General features: G+C 39.9%; 18 protein-coding genes. 16 read left to right on the top strand and 2 right to left on the bottom strand.

Features of this window, described 5'->3' with window-relative positions:
• The 16 genes from trmJ (at position 1) to AB4153_RS10570 (ending at position 18,150) form a co-directional block, all read left to right on the top strand.
• Positions 1 to 744 carry a tRNA (cytosine(32)/uridine(32)-2'-O)-methyltransferase TrmJ gene (gene trmJ, locus AB4153_RS10645; protein WP_229368834.1) on the top strand — a complete coding sequence of 248 codons (744 nt, stop codon included), beginning with the start codon at positions 1 to 3 and terminating at the stop codon, positions 742 to 744.
• A gap of 56 nt (positions 745 to 800) precedes the next feature.
• Positions 801 to 1,622, top strand: a complete 822-nt coding sequence (gene cysE / locus AB4153_RS10640) for a serine O-acetyltransferase (protein ID WP_102526358.1) — start codon at positions 801 to 803, stop codon at positions 1,620 to 1,622.
• A gap of 312 nt (positions 1,623 to 1,934) precedes the next feature.
• Positions 1,935 to 2,396, top strand: a complete 462-nt coding sequence (gene iscR / locus AB4153_RS10635; RefSeq protein ID WP_055024669.1) for a Fe-S cluster assembly transcriptional regulator IscR — start codon at positions 1,935 to 1,937, stop codon at positions 2,394 to 2,396.
• A gap of 79 nt (positions 2,397 to 2,475) precedes the next feature.
• Complete coding sequence (locus AB4153_RS10630) at positions 2,476 to 3,690, top strand: IscS subfamily cysteine desulfurase (RefSeq protein WP_102526359.1); 1,215 nt, start codon at positions 2,476 to 2,478, stop codon at positions 3,688 to 3,690.
• A gap of 39 nt (positions 3,691 to 3,729) precedes the next feature.
• On the top strand, positions 3,730 to 4,113 hold the full coding sequence (gene iscU / locus AB4153_RS10625) for a Fe-S cluster assembly scaffold IscU (protein ID WP_102526360.1): 384 nt from the start codon (positions 3,730 to 3,732) through the stop codon (positions 4,111 to 4,113).
• 13 nt (positions 4,114 to 4,126) lie between these two features.
• On the top strand, positions 4,127 to 4,450 hold the full coding sequence (iscA, locus tag AB4153_RS10620; RefSeq protein ID WP_102526361.1) for an iron-sulfur cluster assembly protein IscA: 324 nt from the start codon (positions 4,127 to 4,129) through the stop codon (positions 4,448 to 4,450).
• 48 nt (positions 4,451 to 4,498) lie between these two features.
• Positions 4,499 to 5,023, top strand: coding sequence for a co-chaperone HscB (hscB, locus tag AB4153_RS10615; protein WP_102526362.1), 525 nt, complete (start codon positions 4,499 to 4,501; stop codon positions 5,021 to 5,023).
• Between the two features lie 74 nt (positions 5,024 to 5,097).
• The gene (gene hscA / locus AB4153_RS10610; RefSeq protein ID WP_371997347.1) at positions 5,098 to 6,960 is read left to right on the top strand and encodes a Fe-S protein assembly chaperone HscA; all 1,863 of its coding nucleotides are present in this window, start codon (positions 5,098 to 5,100) and stop codon (positions 6,958 to 6,960) included.
• Between the two features lie 8 nt (positions 6,961 to 6,968).
• Positions 6,969 to 7,307, top strand: coding sequence for an ISC system 2Fe-2S type ferredoxin (gene fdx, locus AB4153_RS10605; protein WP_102526364.1), 339 nt, complete (start codon positions 6,969 to 6,971; stop codon positions 7,305 to 7,307).
• A gap of 347 nt (positions 7,308 to 7,654) precedes the next feature.
• A complete protein-coding gene (locus AB4153_RS10600) occupies positions 7,655 to 8,062 on the top strand; it encodes a GFA family protein (protein WP_371997346.1) in 408 nt (135 codons plus the stop codon).
• Positions 8,063 to 8,077: 15 nt separating this feature from the next.
• Complete coding sequence (locus tag AB4153_RS10595) at positions 8,078 to 8,560, top strand: Rid family detoxifying hydrolase (protein WP_303515946.1); 483 nt, start codon at positions 8,078 to 8,080, stop codon at positions 8,558 to 8,560.
• A 92-nt stretch (positions 8,561 to 8,652) separates the two neighbouring features.
• Complete coding sequence (locus AB4153_RS10590; RefSeq protein ID WP_102526366.1) at positions 8,653 to 10,056, top strand: amidohydrolase family protein; 1,404 nt, start codon at positions 8,653 to 8,655, stop codon at positions 10,054 to 10,056.
• Between the two features lie 126 nt (positions 10,057 to 10,182).
• Positions 10,183 to 10,833 carry a TetR/AcrR family transcriptional regulator gene (locus tag AB4153_RS10585; RefSeq protein ID WP_229368827.1) on the top strand — a complete coding sequence of 217 codons (651 nt, stop codon included), beginning with the start codon at positions 10,183 to 10,185 and terminating at the stop codon, positions 10,831 to 10,833.
• A gap of 212 nt (positions 10,834 to 11,045) precedes the next feature.
• On the top strand, positions 11,046 to 11,477 hold the full coding sequence (ndk, locus tag AB4153_RS10580; RefSeq protein WP_102526368.1) for a nucleoside-diphosphate kinase: 432 nt from the start codon (positions 11,046 to 11,048) through the stop codon (positions 11,475 to 11,477).
• Between the two features lie 741 nt (positions 11,478 to 12,218).
• Complete coding sequence (locus tag AB4153_RS10575; RefSeq protein ID WP_303515954.1) at positions 12,219 to 14,972, top strand: TonB-dependent receptor; 2,754 nt, start codon at positions 12,219 to 12,221, stop codon at positions 14,970 to 14,972.
• 463 nt (positions 14,973 to 15,435) lie between these two features.
• Positions 15,436 to 18,150, top strand: a complete 2,715-nt coding sequence (locus AB4153_RS10570; RefSeq protein WP_303515956.1) for a TonB-dependent receptor — start codon at positions 15,436 to 15,438, stop codon at positions 18,148 to 18,150.
• A 123-nt stretch (positions 18,151 to 18,273) separates the two neighbouring features.
• Here AB4153_RS10570 and AB4153_RS10565 read toward each other — a convergent pair whose 3' ends face one another.
• Together AB4153_RS10565 and AB4153_RS10560 are read right to left on the bottom strand one after the other, a co-directional pair.
• Positions 18,274 to 18,642, bottom strand: a complete 369-nt coding sequence (locus tag AB4153_RS10565; protein WP_102529633.1) for a TraR/DksA C4-type zinc finger protein — start codon at positions 18,640 to 18,642, stop codon at positions 18,274 to 18,276.
• 154 nt (positions 18,643 to 18,796) lie between these two features.
• A complete protein-coding gene (locus AB4153_RS10560; RefSeq protein WP_371997343.1) occupies positions 18,797 to 19,744 on the bottom strand; it encodes a tRNA-dihydrouridine synthase in 948 nt (315 codons plus the stop codon).
• Between the last annotated feature and the right edge of the window lie 72 nt (positions 19,745 to 19,816).

Here is a 19,816-nt window from a genome sequence, read left to right as displayed (position 1 = left end):
ATGCTGAGTAATATACGTGTTGTTTTAGTTGGGACATCGCATCCCGGAAATATCGGTTCTACCGCTAGAGCCATGAAAACCATGGGCTTATCAAACTTATACCTTGCTGAACCTAGAGTGCAGCCTGATGGACAGTCTATTGCACTTGCTGCAGGTGCAGCCGATTTGATTAGAGACGTGACGATTGTTGACTCACTTTCAGAAGCGATTGCTGGCTGTAGCTTGGTGATTGCAACGAGTGCACGTAGCAGAACACTAGATTGGCCTATGTTAGTCCCGAAAGAAGCGGGCGAAAAGCTGGCTCTGGAAAGTATTAAAGGGCCTGTAGCTATTGTATTTGGTCGTGAAAACCACGGTTTAAGTAATGAAGAGCTGCAAGAGTGTACATATCACGTGTCTATTCCTGCAAACCCTGAATATAGCTCGCTTAATTTAGCGCAAGCGGTGCAGATCATTTGTTATGAAACTCGTATGGCGCACTTAGCATTAGATGAAAAGGCGACTTTTGAAGAAGAATACCCACTCTCAGAAGACTTACAACGCTTTTATGTTCATCTTGAGTCGACACTAACTAAGACAAATTTCATTATTAAAAATCACCCAGGTCAGATCATGACCAAGCTTAAACGCTTATTTAGCCGTGCTCGTGTTGAAACGGCTGAAATGAATATTCTTCGTGGTATTTTGACCTCAATAGATAAAAAAATGCCGAAAGAAGAAAGCAGTAACGATAAAGAGTCATAACTTATTTTTTAGTAAAAAAGTCATAATTTTATAGTGGTAGAAAGAAGGACTGTGACATGGGTGTGATAGCGCGAATAAAGGAAGATATTGAATCTATTTATCACCGAGATCCTGCGGCGAATAGTAGCTTTGAGATTTTAGTCAATTATCCAGGCATGCATGCGATTTGGATTCATCGCATCAGTAATAAGCTTTGGAATGCTAAATGGCATCTGTTAGCGCGATGTTTGTCTACTTTTTCTCGCTGGTTCACTGGGGTTGAGATCCACCCAGGGGCTACAATAGGTCGCCGATTTTTTATCGACCATGGCATGGGCATTGTTATTGGTGAAACTGCTGAAATTGGTGATGATTGTACTCTTTACCACGGTGTGACCTTAGGTGGCACAACATGGCAAGCTGGTAAGCGTCACCCAACATTAGAAAATAATGTGGTTATTGGCGCAGGCGCTCAAATTCTTGGCCCAATCACCATGCATGACGGTGCTAGAGTCGGTTCAAATTCTGTTGTAGTTAAAGATGTCGCCAAAGAAACGACTGTTGTGGGTATTCCTGCAAGGGTAGTTGCTAAACCTTCGGCGCAATCGAAAGAACAAACTGAACGTCGCAGTGCGATGGCGAAGAAATATGGGTTTGATGCTTATGCAGTATCTCCTGATAATCCAGATCCAGTTGCCAGTGCGATTGGTCAAATGCTTGATCATATGCATTTGATGGATTCTAAAGTGCAAGAGATTTGCCAAGCTGTACAAACTATGGGCGGTGAAGTTTGCACTGAAAAGTTACCAGAGTTGAATGTGGGTGACTTTAATGAAGCAGAGCAAGAAGCTGCAGAAAAGCGAATTCAAGAAATTGATAAGTTTGATCCGATAATTTAATCATTAGACTTGAAAAATATCCAGTCGATACCCACTTAAAGGTATCGACTTTTTTATTTTTGAGTCGTGAGCTTTTCACATTAACCTGTTTTTTTTGACTTACTGCAGTTTTATCACATATTCGCTCAATTAATGCCGTACTAGCATTGAATCTTGTAGTATAAAAAGGTTAAATACCTGTGCAAAATTGTAGACCTAAATTGTTAGCAGCGAACGAGAGATAATACTTGAGTGATTTACTAGGTTAAATACTTGACTAATTTACTCGGGTATGGTGAAATTGCCCTATAGTATATGGGAGCAAATAACGTTATGAAACTGACATCAAAAGGTCGCTACGCAGTGACAGCTATGCTGGACGTTGCTATTCACTCAGCCACCGGGCCAGTTCCCTTAGCGGATATCTCTGAAAGACAGGGAATATCGCTTTCCTATCTTGAGCAACTCTTCGCTAAGCTTCGTAAACATGGTCTTGTATCTAGTGTTCGTGGTCCTGGAGGCGGATATCGTCTTGGACAAGAAGCGAATGATATCTCTGTTGGCATGGTCGTGCATGCTGTAGACGAGTCAGTTGATGCGACTCGTTGTCAGGGAAAAGGGAATTGCCAAAGTGGCTCCCGTTGTCTCACCCATTCATTATGGGGAGATTTAAGTAAACAAATTTCAGAATTTTTAGATGGCATTACGCTTGCTGGATTAATGGATAAAAGAGATGTTCAATTTATCTCGTTAAAGCAAGACGAAATGCAGAATGAGCATAGAGTTACATTGTAATTTTATGTAGTTGTATCGATAACAATTATATGTACGTTGTAAGTGGTCACAAAGATGGCTGCTCAGTACGGAGTGTATGATGAAGCTTCCTATCTATTTAGATTATGCCGCAACAACCCCAGTCGACAAACGTGTTGCCGACAAAATGGTCCAATTTATGACAATGGACGGTGTGTTTGGTAACCCTGCATCTCGTTCTCACCGTTATGGTTGGCAAGCCGAAGAAGCAGTAGATATTGCTCGTAATCAAGTGGCTGATTTAATCAACGCGGATCACCGCGAAATCGTATTCACATCGGGTGCGACTGAATCAAGCAACCTTGCTATTAAAGGTATTGCGCATTTCTATAACAAGAAAGGCAAGCATGTCATCACGAGCAAGACAGAACATAAAGCCACACTTGATGCTTGTCGCCAATTAGAGCGTGAAGGCTTTGAAGTGACTTACCTTGAACCAAGTGACAATGGACTTATTCCATTATCAGTGATTGAAGGTGCAATGCGCGATGACACAATTTTAGTGAGCATCATGCATGTGAACAATGAAATTGGTGTTATTCAAGACATTAATGCAATTGGTGAGTTATGTCGCTCAAAAGGTATTTTCTTCCATATGGATGCTGCACAAAGTGCAGGTAAATTACCGATTGACGTGAAAACCACTAAAGTTGATCTGATTTCTATCTCTGGCCATAAAATGTATGGACCAAAAGGGATTGGTGCATTATACGTGCGTCGTAAACCTCGTATTCGTTTAGAGTCGCAAATGCATGGTGGTGGCCATGAACGTGGTATGCGTAGTGGTACATTAGCAACTCATCAAATTGTTGGCCTAGGCGAAGCAGCTGCTATCGCTAAGCAAGATATGATTGAAGATAATGCTCGCATACTTCGTCTACGTGACAAATTATGGGCTGGCATTAAGCATATCGAAGAAACCTATATCAATGGCGATATGGAACAACGCTACTGCGGTATCTTTAATGTGAGCTTCAATTTTGTTGAAGGTGAGTCATTAATGATGGCCCTTAAAGATTTAGCCGTATCATCAGGTTCAGCTTGTACTTCTGCAAGTTTAGAGCCTAGCTATGTACTTCGTGCATTAGGCTTAAATGATGAAATGGCACACAGCTCAATTCGCTTCTCAATTGGTCGTTTTACCACTGATGAAGATATCGAGCATGCAATTAAAGTAATTGATGATTCTATCGGTAAGTTACGTGAAATGTCTCCACTTTGGGAGATGTTCAAAGATGGTATCGATCTGGACCAAGTTCAGTGGGCACATCACTAATACATTATTATCGATAGCGATAAACGGAGCAGAATTGTTATGGCTTACAGCGAAAAAGTAATCGAACATTATGAAAATCCACGTAACGTAGGTTCATTTGATAAGAATGACCCTTCAGTGGTAACAGGTATGGTTGGCGCACCAGCATGTGGTGACGTGATGAAGCTTCAACTAAAAATTGGCGAAGACGGTATCATTGAAGATGCTAAATTCAAAACTTATGGTTGTGGCAGCGCAATCGCTTCTAGCTCACTGGTAACAGAATGGGTTAAAGGTAAAAGTGTTGATGAAGCAGCGACGATTAAGAATGCTGACATTGCTGAAGAGCTTGCATTACCACCAGTTAAAATCCATTGCTCTATTTTAGCCGAAGACGCTATTAAAGCAGCATTAGATGAGTACAAATCAAAGCAAGACAAGTAATACCGGAGTTAAGATGGCAATAACAATGACCCCAGCTGCGGCTGAACGAGTGAAATCTTTCCTAGTTAATCGAGGAAAAGGCTTGGGTTTACGCCTAGGGTTAAGAACATCTGGCTGTTCTGGTATGGCTTACGTGCTTGAGTTTGTTGATGAAGCAAATGATGATGATGACGTTTTTGAGATTGAAGGCGTTAATATCATCATTGATGCTAAAAGCTTTATCTATCTTCAAGGCATTGAATTAGATTTTGTTAAAGAAGGCCTTAATGAAGGTTTTCAATTTAACAACCCTAATGCCAAAGGTGAATGTGGTTGTGGTGAAAGCTTTACTGTTTAATTGTGAAGCTTCACTCTAATTTACCAACTAAGAGCATGATATCTGCCAATGAATTACTTTGAATTATTTCAAATAACACCTTCCTTTGATATCGACACCGCCAACCTTGCAGAGCGCTACCGCGAGCTGCAAAGGGCGGTTCATCCCGATAAATTTGCTAACGAGTCAGAACAACAAAAGTTGTTGTCTGTGCAACGCACTGCGCAGGTAAATGACGGTTATCAAACGCTAAAAAATCCATTAAGACGTGCAGAGCACATGTTAAGTTTACGTGGCATTGATATAAGCCATGAAACGACGACAGTCAAAGATACTGCTTTTTTGATGCAGCAAATGGAATGGCGTGAATCCCTAGAAGATATTAAAGATAGTCAACAAGCTGATGAATTAATCGATGATTTATATCAGTCATTTGCTGGCTTTGAAAAGACACTTTCGCAATTACTTGCCACATTATTAGCAACCGAATCAGATGAAAATAATTTATCTGCAGCGGATCAAATAAGAAAGCTAAAATTTATGGCAAAATTGCAGGATGAACTCGCAAGAGTCGAAGATTCATTATTAGATTAATTCCGCGCTGTTAAAATAACAGTGCCTTTATATTGTCTCTAATTGAGTCCAGACTAATAAATAATTGGAATACTATGGCCCTCTTTCAAATCGCTGAGCCCGGTCAAAGCGCCGCGCCTCATCAGCACCGCCTTGCTGTGGGTATCGATCTAGGTACAACAAATTCATTAGTTGCGGCTGTCAGAAGTGGTGAAGCACTGACTTTACCTGATGACAGTAATCAACATTCTTTACCTTCAGTTGTACATTATAGTGTCGACAGCATCGAAACAGGTTTAGCAGCCCAAGCACTATCTGTAAAAGATCCGCAAAATACCATCGTTTCTGTTAAACGCTTTATGGGGCGCAGTCTTGCTGATATTCAATCTGGCGAGCAACAACTCCCATATTCGCTGACTGCTAGTGATAATGGTCTACCTATTTTTAATACTGCTCAGGGCGCTGTTAACCCTGTGCAAGTTTCTGCTGAAATACTTAAACCTCTTATTAGTCGCGCTGAAAATACATTAGGCGGAGATTTAGAAGGGGTTGTTATTACCGTACCGGCTTATTTTGATGACGCTCAGCGTCAAGGTACTAAAGATGCAGCAGAGCTTTTGGGTGTAAAAGTATTACGCTTATTGAATGAGCCTACTGCAGCAGCGATTGCTTATGGCTTAGACACCAAACAAGAAGGTGTGATTGCTATCTATGATTTGGGTGGCGGTACGTTTGATATTTCAATTTTACGTCTGAATCGTGGTGTATTTGAAGTATTAGCCACAGGTGGCGACTCTGCGCTAGGCGGTGATGATTTTGACCACCTGTTGCAAGCGCACTTACAGCGAGCTTTTGGACTGACAGAGCTTTCAGCTTCTTTGTCTCGTCAGCTTTTAATTGAGTCTCGTCGTGTCAAAGAGCAGTTAACCAATGCAGATACTTGTATTGCATTTGTTACGCTTGAAAATGGCGATACAGTTAATGCGGAAGTATCGAAAGCTGAATTTGAATCGTTAATTGCATCGCTTGTTAAAAAGACGATTGCAAGTTGCCGCCGTACATTACGTGATGCCGATGTGACTGCAGATGACATCATTGAGATAGTCATGGTCGGTGGTTCGACTCGTGTACCATTAGTGCGTGAGCAAGTAGAAACCTTCTTTAAAAAGACTCCACTAACGTCAATTGACCCTGATCGTGTCGTTGCCATTGGCGCGGCAATCCAAGCTGATATTTTGGTAGGTAATAAGCCTGAGTCAGATTTATTATTATTGGATGTTATTCCACTGTCCCTTGGTATTGAAACAATGGGTGGCTTAATTGAAAAAGTAGTAACGCGCAATACCACAATTCCTGTGGCCCGTGCGCAAGAGTTCACAACATTTAAAGATGGCCAAACGGCAATGGCATTTCATGTAGTGCAGGGCGAACGTGAGTTAGTTGATGATTGTCGTTCATTAGCTCGCTTTACCTTAAATGGTATTCCTGCATTAGCGGCTGGCGCTGCGCACATTCGAGTCACATTCCAGGTCGATGCAGATGGGTTACTGAGTGTGACAGCAATGGAAAAGTCCACTGAAGTGAAAACAACGATTCAGGTTAAACCGTCATTCGGTTTATCTGATACTGAAATTGCTACAATGCTAAAAGACTCAATGAAGCATGCGAAAGATGATATTACTCGTCGCATGTTAGCTGAGCAGCAAGTTGAGGCTTCAAGAGTTGTTGAAACCTTAAGTGCAGCACTTGCTAAAGATGCTGATTTATTAAACCCACAAGAACTTGCTGATATCAACGCTGCAATTGAACAGTTACAATTGACTGCTCAAGGTGATGATACTGACGCCATTGAAAAAGCGATTGAAGCATTAGATGCACAAACTCAAGAGTTTGCTAATCGTCGTATGGATAATTCAATTCGAGCAGCACTGAAAGGTCAGTCTGTTGAAAATATATAGGTGATGAAATGCCACAGTTAGTTTTTTTACCACATGAAGAGCTGTGTCCAGATGGCGCAGTTGTTGAAGCCGAAGTCGGTGAAACCATTTTAGACGTCGCGCTAAAAAATGGCATCCACATTGAGCATGCATGTGAAAAGTCGAACGCATGTACTACTTGTCACTGTATTGTGCGTGAAGGCTTCGACCAACTTGAAGAAAGTGATGAGTTAGAAGATGACATGCTAGATAAAGCATGGGGCTTAGAGCCTGAAAGCCGTCTTTCTTGTCAGGCTAAAGTGGTTGATTGTGATTTAGTGATTGATATCCCTAAGTACACTGTCAACATGGTGTCTGAAGGGCACTAAACTAGTTTCAGATACTGGCAACGTCCTATCGTTATTCAATAGGACAGTTTCATTGAGCAACGGTGTATGTGTTTTCATAGTCGTTGCTTTTTTTTGGAAATTTTTTACTATTCTTTACGTCATTATTCATAACCGCCTTCATTCAAAACCACCTTAATTCATAGTCTTCCTTCATTCATAACCCCTTCGGTCGTTATTTTTAAGTTGGTTATTGTATTTATCTCCAAGCAATTTACTTATTGATTCATTGACGCGATTTTAAGTTGCAATGTTGGATCAATCTAACTATCTTATTTGTGAATTTAAGTTCGCAAATTAAATAAGCATCATTTCTTCTAGAGGACTATATGAACATCACCGGACATTGCCATTGTGGTGAGTTAGTTTTTACTGCCAAGGTTTTACCAGAAAAAGTTGTCATCTGTCATTGCACTGATTGCCAATTACTATCGGCTAGTGCTTTTAGGACGGTAGTGATGTCAGAAGTTGACGGTATGAATTTTATCAAAGGCACGCCAAAGGAATACATCAAAGTTGCCGAAAGTGGCAATCAACGAGCCCAAGGTTTTTGTCAGCAATGTGGCTCTGCAATGTACGCCACTTCCGTTGGTGATAAGTCGAGGGTGTATGGAATTCGTTTAGGCGTTGTGGATCAAAGAAATGAATTAACGCCGGTTATGCAAATCTGGCATCGTTCAGCACAACCTTGGTTGAATACTTTACATGGCATAAGCACATTTTCAACAACACCATAATATTAAGGGATGACAATGAAATTGATCGTCAGTTTATCTATTTTAGCGAGTTTTTATGTTAATGCTGTGCAGAGTTCTGAACAGAAAGTGCTGCCAGTAAATCTTGGTAGCTATTCAGAGGGTGAAGTTAGTTTTTTAAATACCCAGGAAGGTGACATGACCTTGCCATTTTCTGAAGGGGTGAAAGTCGGCGGGACTGTCTATTTATCTGGTCAAATAGGATTTAACCCTGAGACTAAGACCTTAGTTAAAGGTGGCATCGTTGCGGAAACTCAATCGACATTATTAGGCATTAAAGGGTCTTTAGGTCGAATGGGTTATGAAATGAAAGATGTGGTTAAGTGCACTGTGATGCTTACGGATATTGAAGATTTCTCAGCATTTAATCAGGTATATAAGCAGCATTTTAGTTCCCCTTATCCCGCAAGAAGTACTATGGCAGTCAAAGGTCTCGCTCTTGGTGCCAGCATTGAAATTGAATGTATTGCTGCAAAATAACATAAAAAATCACCCTTAATGTGAATCTAGATTTACATAAATCTGTTTGCACTATATCATCTTGTTCAAAATATATTTGAATAAGGTTAAGGATGAATCAATCTAAATTGTTTTGCACACTAGGTATGCTGCTTTACAGTATTTCTTTAAGTGCTGTGGCGAGTGGTTATATATCTTATGATCAACCTAAAATTGCAATTACCAATGTCAATATCATCGATGGAACTGGCAGTAAAATTAAGGAAGCGCAAACTGTTGTTATTGAGGCTGGGAAAATTAAAACGATAATGGCTTCTGCTTCGACAACGATTGCAGAGGACGTCACTATCATCGATGGTAAGGGGAAAACCTTAATTCCAGGCCTGATCATGATGCATGAGCATATGTTTTATCCCACCGGAAAAGCCCATTACACCGAAATGCTCCATAGCTTTCCCAAACTATACCTAGCTGGCGGTGCAACCACGGTAAGGACTGCTGGCACCACTTCACCTTACGGGGATTTAAATGTAAGAGATGCCATTAACTCAGGTGACACTATTGGTCCTGCTATGGATGTTACTGCGCCGTATTTAAATGGTCCAGGGCTGCCAATTCTAAAACTCAAAGCGCTTCGGGATGCAGAAAATGCTAAGGCAATGATAGATTACTGGGTTTCTGAAGGGGTAACGTCATATAAAGCCTATATTAATATTCGTACAAAAGAGCTTGAAACAGTCATAGAGCAAGCGCATTTGCGGGATCATAAAGTGACAGCACATCTTTGCTCTATAACTTATCGAGAAGCCGCTGAGATGGGAATCGATAACCTTGAACATGGTTTCTTTGCCGCTACTGATTTTGTTAAAGACAAACAGAAAGATATGTGCCCAGAAGGGGCACATCAGTCATTAGTTGATTTAGATATTGATTCACCTGAGGTCAATGATCTCATTGCCTATTTAGTCGAAAAGAAAGTCGCTATTACTTCTACGCTAACTATTTATGAAACGTTCACAAAAGGGCGACCACAAGCTTACCCTTTAGCATTAGAAGCGCTCATTCCACAAGTTAGAGAGCAGTATCAAAATCGTTGGCTCACTATTTCTCAGCAAGAAGACGCTACTTGGCCAGTCGTGTTTAATAAAATGATGCAATTAGAAAAGAAGTTTGTTGCAGCTGGCGGCTTGTTGATGGCCGGAACGGACCCTACCGGCTATGGCGGGGTCGTTGCTGGATTTTCAAATCAACGTATGATTGAGCTACTTTATGAAGCAGGCTTTAGTGTAGAAGAAGTGATTAAAATCGCCACCTTGAATGCAGCAAACTATCTTAATAAGCAGCAAACTATTGGCTCAGTTGAGGTCGGTAAGAATGCTGATCTAGTATTAATAAATGGTGATTTGAGTGTTGATATTAGTCGAATTCAAGATATGCCAGTGGTATTTAAAAATGGCATTGGCTATGACACTAAAAAAATCGTTGCTGATAATAAAGCGATAGTAGGGTTACATTAACTTAACAGCGCAGTAAATGACCTGTTGAATTAGAGTTTAGCCAGTAGAAATTGTATGATGCTTAAGGTGACAATACACTGGAATTGTTACCTTGGTTTCCTCCCTGATTTCGAACTGGAAAAATGCATGTCAGCCATAGATTTACGCCCAAAACAAAAACGTAGCCAAGTGACTCATGATAAATTTCTGCAGTCTTTACAAGATGCATTAAAGGTTAAGTACTTTGAACATATCAGTATTAAAGAATTAGCTGAAGGCGCAGGGGTGTCGGTAGGGACGTTTTATCGTCGATTTGAGAACAAAGAAGCATTACTACCACTTCTATATGATGCATTTGGAAAAGAGCTTGGGCAGTGGATTGAGGAAATGGAAGCAATTGAGTGCGACACGCTCGAGGATCGAGTGATATCACTATGTGAGTCCACTTATACATTCCTTGACGATAGAAAAAGTGTATTTAGGACCATTCACCTAAATGCGCGGTTACATCCTGACACCATGTTTGCAAATCCTACTTTAGACAGAAATGAAGCGTATAGCCGCTTGTCTCATTTGCTATTACAATTTGTTGATAGTAACGAGGCTGCTAATATTACATCAATAAAGCAGCAAGCTGCAGATATGGCGATATATATGATGATCAATGGCCTGCTTGATAAAATTCTGTATCCAAACCTGACACCAGCAATCGCTTGCTCAATGACACAGATGCAATTCGTGCAGCAATTACCTAAGATGTTACTTAACTACTTACAGCCAATTGTTAATCCAGGTTAAAGATTAATCTGCTGTTTTCCTCGTTTTCGATAAAGCGGTGCTGCAGCTACTTTTGTATAGTTGATTTGCTTGAGTTGAATCACAATTTGACTAGAAGCTAAGTCACATGATGACATTTTGATTATGTGACACCATTAGCCCTATGCATCTAGGCGTAAATTTCGTATAATCCGCGCGAATTTAAAAACCCTATATTAAGAAGGAAGCTTTTCATGGCTATCGAACGTACTTTTTCTATCATTAAGCCAGATGCTGTTGCAAAAAACCACATTGGCGCTATCTACAACCGTTTTGAAACTGCTGGCCTGAAAATCATCGCTTCTAAAATGGTTCACCTAAGCAAAGAACAAGCTGAAGGCTTCTACGCTGAGCACAGCGAACGTCCTTTCTTTGGTGCTTTAGTTGCATTCATGACTTCTGGTCCTATCATGGTTCAAACGCTTGAAGGCGAAAACGCTGTTCTAGCTCACCGTGAAATCTTAGGTGCTACTAACCCAGCTGAAGCTGCTGAAGGAACTATCCGTGCAGATTTCGCAGAAAGCATCGATGAGAACGCTGCTCACGGTTCTGATTCTGTAGCATCTGCTGAACGTGAAGTTGCTTACTTCTTCAGTGCTGAAGAGTTATGTGCACGTACTCGTTAATTCTTAATTGAATTAGATTAAAAGGAGCCATATGGCTCCTTTTTTGTGTCTAAAAATTGCTGATACCTTTTCGATCTTCTACTCTAGCCCCAGTTCCGAGCTTGTAGGTGATTTATAGATTGGTTTTCTTTGTGCTTCCAATCGACACCGAGGCTTTCTTATTGCCAAATATGTGAATAAGTATTGCTTTTCTACCTGCTAAAAATTCAATTGCTGCAATCCTATTCTAATCAGCTTGAGTAATTACTCTTTTTTAATCTGGCTGAATGTCGCTTATTTGTTAAATAATAAGCAAATTAAACTTCTAATTATAAATTTTATTGTGATTTTAAAATTATTTTTTTAATAATAATTGTTACTTAAGTTAAATTTTTGTTAATTAAGTCGTAGTTTTAAGATCTGTAATTTAACTTATTAATATTGGGGTTAGTTTAATTGTTTAATATTTGATCTGATTTAATCTTTTTAATAACTTAAGGTTAACAAAAAACAACATTATATTTAACTTGGTGAGCTTGAAATTCGCTAAGTGCTTGTTATATAGTAATTTAACAATAATTTAACACATGTTAATATTGAGTCTGTATCAATGTGATGATACTTGGTTATTAATTTGTAATAGATGTTGACTATTGTCATTTTATTTAACAATAATGCTCTCGGTTGATTAAATAATTAACCTAAAAATAAAAAATATAACGTCGTGACTTTATGTTTGATTATGACGAAGGGAGTTTAATAATGAGTTCATTATCTTTGACAGCTAAGGCAATCCGCCGTGGCTTTTTGACAATAGCAGCAACAACCGTTGCAACAGGTTCAGTTTTTTCAGGCAGTGTAATTGCTGAAGAAGCACAAGCTGAAAAAGTAGAAAGAATTGCGGTAACTGGTTCACGTATTAAACGTACCGATATGGAAACGGCTAGCCCAGTTACAGTGATCGATGCGTCAGCAATTATAGCATCAGGCGCTACATCTATTGATGATGTATTACAGAAGATGACTTCTTCTGGTGGCGCTATGACAAATGCTGGTATTAACAATGGTTCTGGTGGTAACACTAACGTAAACCTACGTGGTTTGGGTGCGGAGCGTACTCTAGTACTTGTTAACGGTCGTCGTATGATCGCTTCAGGTACAGGCGCTGCATCTTCAGTTGATTTGAACACTATTCCTGTTTCAATGATCCAACGTGTAGAAGTACTTAAAGATGGCGCTTCAGCTGTTTATGGTACTGATGCAATTGCTGGTGTTGTTAACGTCATTTTAAAGCGTGATTTTGATGGTTTTGAACTAAATGTTCAAACAGGTATGTCAGGTCAAGGCGACGCTGACGAATCAAGCATTGATTTCACTATGGGTAATACCTTCGATAAAGGTAACGTTGTCATCAACGCGCAGTACACCAAACGTGGTGACGCGAGCCAAGCAGATCGTGATTTCTCAGAATGTCCTATCGCTGAAGGTGCTGACGGCCTATATTGTGCCGGTTCTTCATACTCACAAGGTGGACACGTTTGGGGTGATAAAAACTTTAACATCGTAGGCACTGGTGTTGATGGCGCTTATGCTATCGGTGATTCTGGATTTTACGGTGAATATGTTGATGATGGTGAAGGCAAGGCTAAATTCCAGTATTTTGATGGAAAATCAGCAGCTGACTTAAGTGGTCGTGATGGTGAATACCATGACTTCACAAATGATGACCGTTATAACTATTCTGCAGACAGCTTCCTTTCAACGCCAATGGAGCGTTTGAATCTAAGCATGGCAGGTACTTACGAACTGTCAGACAACATTATGTTCTTCTCTGAAGCGATGTACTCTAAGCGTTGGTCTGATCAACAAATGGCACCTCAGCCTATTTGGAACGCAGCAGCTTGGGAATACAAGCCAATGTCAGCTGGCGGTTTCATGACTGACGATTTATTACCTTGGGTTCAAGCTGGCGAAGAAGTAAGCTATGGTCGTCGTATGGTTGAATCTGGTACTCGTAACTTTTCTCAGGTTGTTGACACTATTCGTTTAGTTGTTGGCCTTGAAGGAGAGTTCGAAAATGGTTGGACTTGGGATGCTTCTTACAACAAAGGTAAGAATGATTCAGTTGACACATTAGCAAACCTACACAACATCGGCTCTATCAATGATGCTGTTCAAGCTGGTGATTTTGACCCATTCCTACAGTCTTCTTGGATGGGTGATAGTATCTCTCCATTTGTTTATACAGAAGTTAACGCAGGTGGTAGTGAACTGGATATCGCAGCTTTGTCACTTTCAGGCGACATCGTAGATTTACCAGCTGGTACCATGGGTTTTGCTGCGGGTTATGAATTCCGTAAAGAATCTGCATACTTCACTCCTGATTCATTAACTGCTCAAGGTCTTGCTAATGACCCACGTGTAGAAGCTACATCGGGTTCATTTGATGTTAGTGAGTTTTACGCTGAATTAGCGATTCCTTTATTAAGTGACTTACCACTAGCTCAACAAGTTGATATGAGCGCTGCAATTCGTTACTTCGATTACAGCACATTCGGTGATGACAGCACTTGGAAATTAGGTCTAACTTGGCGTTTATTTGATGACTTGATGGTTCGTGGTGTTCAATCTACCGCTTTCCGTGCACCAACTGTAGATGAATTATACGGTGGTAAGTCTCCATCTTTCGATCAAATTGTTCATCCAGCTACAGAGCAAACTCAGGCAGAAGTCACAGTAGGTGGTAATCCTAACCTTACTCCTGAAGAAGCTGATATCACAACTCTTGGTTTAGTTTATTCTCCAAGCTATGTTGAAGGCTTATCGTTAACTGTTGATTACTACGATATTGCTATTACAAATACAATTACTTCAGTTGATTCAAACTATGTTGCTAACCAGTGTTTAGATGCTAATGGTAATAAGATCAATGAAGGTACTGCTCTTTGTCAGTCAGCGAATATCTCGATTGATAACACAGGTCGTATTGCATTTGATAATGGTTTGCAAAACATTGGTGAAACCAACACTTCTGGTTTTGATATCAACCTTGCTTATACTTTCGAAGGCTTAGGTTTAGATTGGAAAGCAGGTCTTGATACTTCTATCTTAGATACATACGAAGAATTTGACCAAGATGGCAATGCAGTTGATTACACTGGCTACATCACTGGTGGTGTAGGTGCATATGCTGAGTTAAAAACTAACTTTAACTTAACTGCATCAGGTGACGATTGGTCAGCGACTTATGAAGCTCGTTACATTGACGGTATGGATTCATTCGCTTGTAAAGATGATCCAAGTGAGTGTTACGCGCCTTCTGTTGACTCAATTGTTTACCACGATATCTCAGCATCTTACGACATCAACGAAACAGTTAGATTGTCAGGTGGTGTGAATAACGTATTAGATGAAGAGCCTCCTTACTACACAGGTAATAACGATTCGAATACCGATCCGTACACTTATGATGTATTAGGTCGTTACTTCTTCGTTCGTGCTAGCGTGAAGTTCTAATCAAGAAGTCTTAATTTTTAAGAAATCTTGTTAATAAAATCCCAGTCGAGATATCGGCTGGGATTTTTTGTTTTTAAAACAAAATAACCAGTTAACGTTCCCTAAACATATGTAAGGTGTATCTGTCGATTTTATTCTTATTATTTACAGTTGTATCAGTGTGTTAAGTTGTTTTTACTTCCATATATCAGGTGTTTCTTTTTGTATCTCCCACCTCAGCTTTTAAGGTTTAATATCTTAGTGAAAATCAACCACATGTTTTTCAAGGTTATTTGCTGTTCTATGGTGATTTAGCTCACTGTTTTGTGTATCAATTTGTACCCAATTCGTTAAATTAATGTATCCCTCATTGAATGATTTACGTTGTTTTAACAGTATCGAGTTGAGGTTATAACCTCGGTTTAACTAAATAAAACAATAAAAAGTCAATGTGTTAGTAAAACTAACATCCAGGGAGATTTACATGAGTTCATTAACGTTAACAGCTAAGGCGATTCGTCGCAGTATTCTAGCTGCGACAGCAGCATCAGTTGCTTTCTCAGGTGTTGCATTTGCTGAAGATGCACCAGAGAAAGTGGAAAGAATTGAAGTAACAGGTTCACGTATTAAGCAAGTCGATATGGAGACATCTTCGCCAGTCACAGTACTAAGTGCTGCAGATATAGCACTTACTGGTGAAAAAACCGTTGCTGATGTCTTAAATAACTCATCTATTAATGCATTTGGATCATGGCGTGGAACTTCTGGTTATGGTTCAGGTGCGAGTGCGACAAGTAGTGTTAATATGCGCGGTCTGGGCTCACAAGCAACTTTAGTGTTGTTAGATGGTCGTCGCATGCCAGGCACAAGTTCAAGTTCTGGAGCAACAGCTGATACTTCCCAAATACCAATTGCGATAGTAGAGCGTATTGAAATTTTACGTGACGGTGCATCGGCTGTATATGGCTCTGATGCAGTCGCTGGTGTAATTAACATTATTACAAAAAAAGAATTTGAAGGTTTTCAGTTAGACTTCAGTACAGAGCAACCTTCGGTAGAAGGTGGCGATGCCAATCGCTTCTCCATTGCAACTGGCTTTAATACAGATCAAGGTAATGTGACATTTACCTACGAATATTATGATACTAAAGCTGTTATGGATCGTGATATTTGGAATGTGAATGATCCTTCTTATGATGCTAATAGTGTTTTTAGTTCAGTGCCAAATGGCTATTACAATACAAACATCCAGAAAGTTGATGACGATGGAAATTTAGTTTTTGATGAAGATGGTAAAGAAGTTTGGGTATATGATTTTTATTCCAACTCAGATTTGTGCGATCAAACTGAAAATACAGTTGATAAAGTTGATGATAATAACAGTGGTCAATGCCGATATGATTATGGCGCAGTAACTAAGTTATTTGGTGATATGACGCGAAACTCATTCATGACTAACTTCAATTATAACATCACTGATGATATTCAATTTAGAGGACGTGGCTCTGCATCCTTAAGTGAAACAAATACTCGTTATGCAGGAACACCTGTTTCTACAAACTATCCAGTACTTTCTGCAGATAGCCAATATAACCCGACTGATTCTGACATGACACTTTATATGCGCTCTGTACAAATTGGCGAGCGTGATACATTAACAGAAACAAATAATTTCGATATTTTAGGTGGGTTTGTTGGTTTTTCTGATGTTGGAAATGGGATCGACTGGGAAATAAATGGGCAATATTCAGGCTCAACAACTAACTCATTTAACTATAACTTGGTTAATGACAACATCATTCAAAGTGAACTGGATACCGATCAATACGATATTTTTAATACATCAGGTATGAGTTATGAGGATTGGAATAACCAGATGACAGCATTATATAGTGCTGCTAATCATACTGGTGTATATCAAGGTAAATTCGACAGCACTCAAATAGATGGTCTTGCATCAACATTATTATTTGAAAACGATATGGTTTCAATGGCGATGTTAGTGGGTGCTGAATATGAAATGATTAACTTCAAACAAACGTCTGACCCTGAGTCTGCTGCTGGTATTATTTCTGGTGGCTCTGGTGGTGATGATGTTGATGCAGAACGAGACCGCACTGCAGCATATACTGAAATCCAAGTAGGTTTGCCAGCTAATGTAGACTTATCTGTTGCTGTTAGGTATGAAAAGTATGAGCAATCTGGAACACTTACTGGTGCGACAGGCGAAATTGTAAACTCTTCTACTTTTGATGCCGTTGTGCCTAAGTTTGGTTTGAGCTGGAGACCAGTCGATTCTTTACTTTTACGAGCTAGTTATGGTGATTCTTTCCGAGCGCCAAACATGGGCGAAATGTTTTCTTCTCAATCTTTAAGCTTTGAAACGGCTTATGATTCTGTGTGGTGTGAAACTAACGCAAGCCTAGATCCTGGTTACTGTGCTAATAATAATCAACACAAGACTTGGTTCGGTGGTAATCCAAACTTAGAAGCAGAAGAGGGGAATTCTTTAACCTTAGGCGGAGTATGGAATGTAACGGATGCTTGGAGTGTTGAGCTTTCTTACTATGACATTAAGTACGATAACAAAATCGAAGCAGTAAGTGCGACCGATGTTATTCGTGATGAAAAAATCAATGGTGGCTCTAGTTTAGTCACTCGTAATGATGACGGTAAAATTGATTACTTAGAGAGTGGCTATATCAATATGTCCTCTTTAAATACAAGCGGATTCGATTTTGCTACATCTTATAATCTAGAAACTAGCTTTGGTGATTTCAACTTTAAAGTTGATTTAACACATATTTTAGAGTTTGAAGAGCAAGCTAGTGCAGAGTCTGAAGCTATCGACCTTGCTGGTATTCAAGATTATCCGGAGTGGCGTGGTAATCTAGCCGCAGCTTGGTATTACAACGACTTCAGTGCTGCTTGGACAACAGTATACATTGGTAGCCAATCGGGTGATTACTGGCGTGATTTAGGTTATAGCTATATCACTGATACCCCTGATTACTTTAAGCATAACTTGCAAGTTGGCTACACCCATGACTGGAATGGCACTGTAACAGTAGGCGTAAACAATTTGTTTGATGAAGAAGCACCGACTTGGTACGACTTTGCTGACTACCGTGACGTTAATACGGGTCTATACGATGTGTTAGGGCGTACTTATTACCTTAGAATCAACCAAAAGTTCTAAAGATTTTATAGTTTAAAACTAAAAACCTCCGCGATTCGGAGGTTTTTTTATGGTCCAAATTCTCTTAAAAAAAAATAAAAACAGTAATAAACGGTTTGTTTAGCTGAATTTTTGAGGTGAGATTTAGTGACTTAAACGCAATTCTTGGCGGTGTTCTTGACGGTGTTTTGCATCACAATGAGCGCAGCGCTGCTCAGTAGGATCGATTGCTAATCTATCTGGTTCTATTTCAGATTCGCAATCAGAGCACAAACCATACAGACCTAATTCTAGTTGGCAAAGAGCAGCATCTAGGCGAGTCAGTTGGCTGAAAAGGGGGCTGTCTGTTAAATTTTGGCTACTCATTAACTCAATCAGCTCTGTCAAACTCATATTAAAATGAATTTGAGCTGCACTATTTACATTAACCTGCTGATTCAGGTGATGCACTAGCTCGTATTTAAGCTGTGCTTCTTTTTGCATTAATGTTTGTTGTATCTCTTGAGTACTCACAAAAGGGCCTAATTACTTAATCATTTTACTGGGTATGTAGTCTAACGCTATACAGCAGTATTGTTATGATGGAGATCAAATCAAGGCTTCATTTATGTCATCTAATATTAAGCTTTATTCATATAAAGTGCAGGTTACCAAATAACTAATTCCATTATTTATTATTTTGTTCGTATGCTTTTTCTAAAATCGCCACAATATCATCTGTTGTTTTCATCACTCTTAACTCTCTAAACAATATGTCTGCTTCTGGGTATTGCTTATTAAGATAAGTGAACCATTGCTTCACCCGTGCTGGATAATAATCAGATTTTTTGCCAACAAGCTGTTTTTGGGTGTAGCTCAGCAGTAAACTTAAGGTTTGCGACCATGTATAAGGTGCTACGCCATCTTTAATGGTTGCCGCTAAGTTTGGTAGCGACATAGCCCCTCGACCAAGCATGATGTTGTCACAGCCTGTCACTTCCATACAGCGCTTGGCATCATCAGCATTCCAAATCTCACCATTAGCAATCACTGGAATCGGTAAGCGCTCACGTACTTCGGTTATGTATTCCCAATAAGCAGGTGGTTTGTAACCGTCGACTTTACTGCGTGCATGAATAGCTAACTCTGTGGCGCCAGCTTCATATACAGCTAACGCATTTTCCATAAACAAAGACTTATCTTCAAAGCCTAGACGAATTTTTGCGGTAACAGGTTGCTCAGCAGGTACAGCATCTCGCATGGCTTTTACTATATCGTGGATGGTATCTGGGTATTGCAGTAATACCGCGCCGCCATTACTGCGGTTGACCATTTTTGCAGGGCAACCAAAGTTAGCATCAACACCTTGTGAGCCTAACTCTACGGCTCGTTGGGCATTTTCAGCCATTACACTTGGATGTTGCCCCAATAATTGGATACGAACAGGGGTACCTGATGCGGTAAACCCGCCGTTATGGAGTTCAGGGCAAAGTTTGTAATACACTTTTTCAGGAAGCAATTGGCTGATTACTCGCACAAACTCAGTGACCACTAAGTCATATGGATTAATTTCAGACAATATTTCTCGCATCAAATCATCAATGACGCCTTCCATCGGAGCTAATACTACGCGCACGGTTCAACCTGTTGTCAATTAAAGGAGCGCCATTCTAGCGACTTTAGCTTTTTATACAAATTCATTTCAATA

It is taken from the genome of Shewanella sp. 10N.286.52.E4 (genome assembly GCF_041468785.1).
Classification (GTDB): domain Bacteria; phylum Pseudomonadota; class Gammaproteobacteria; order Enterobacterales; family Shewanellaceae; genus Shewanella; species Shewanella electrodiphila.
The sequence above is the reverse complement of the archived record's forward strand: the minus strand, read 5'-3'. Positions and strand labels throughout refer to the sequence as shown.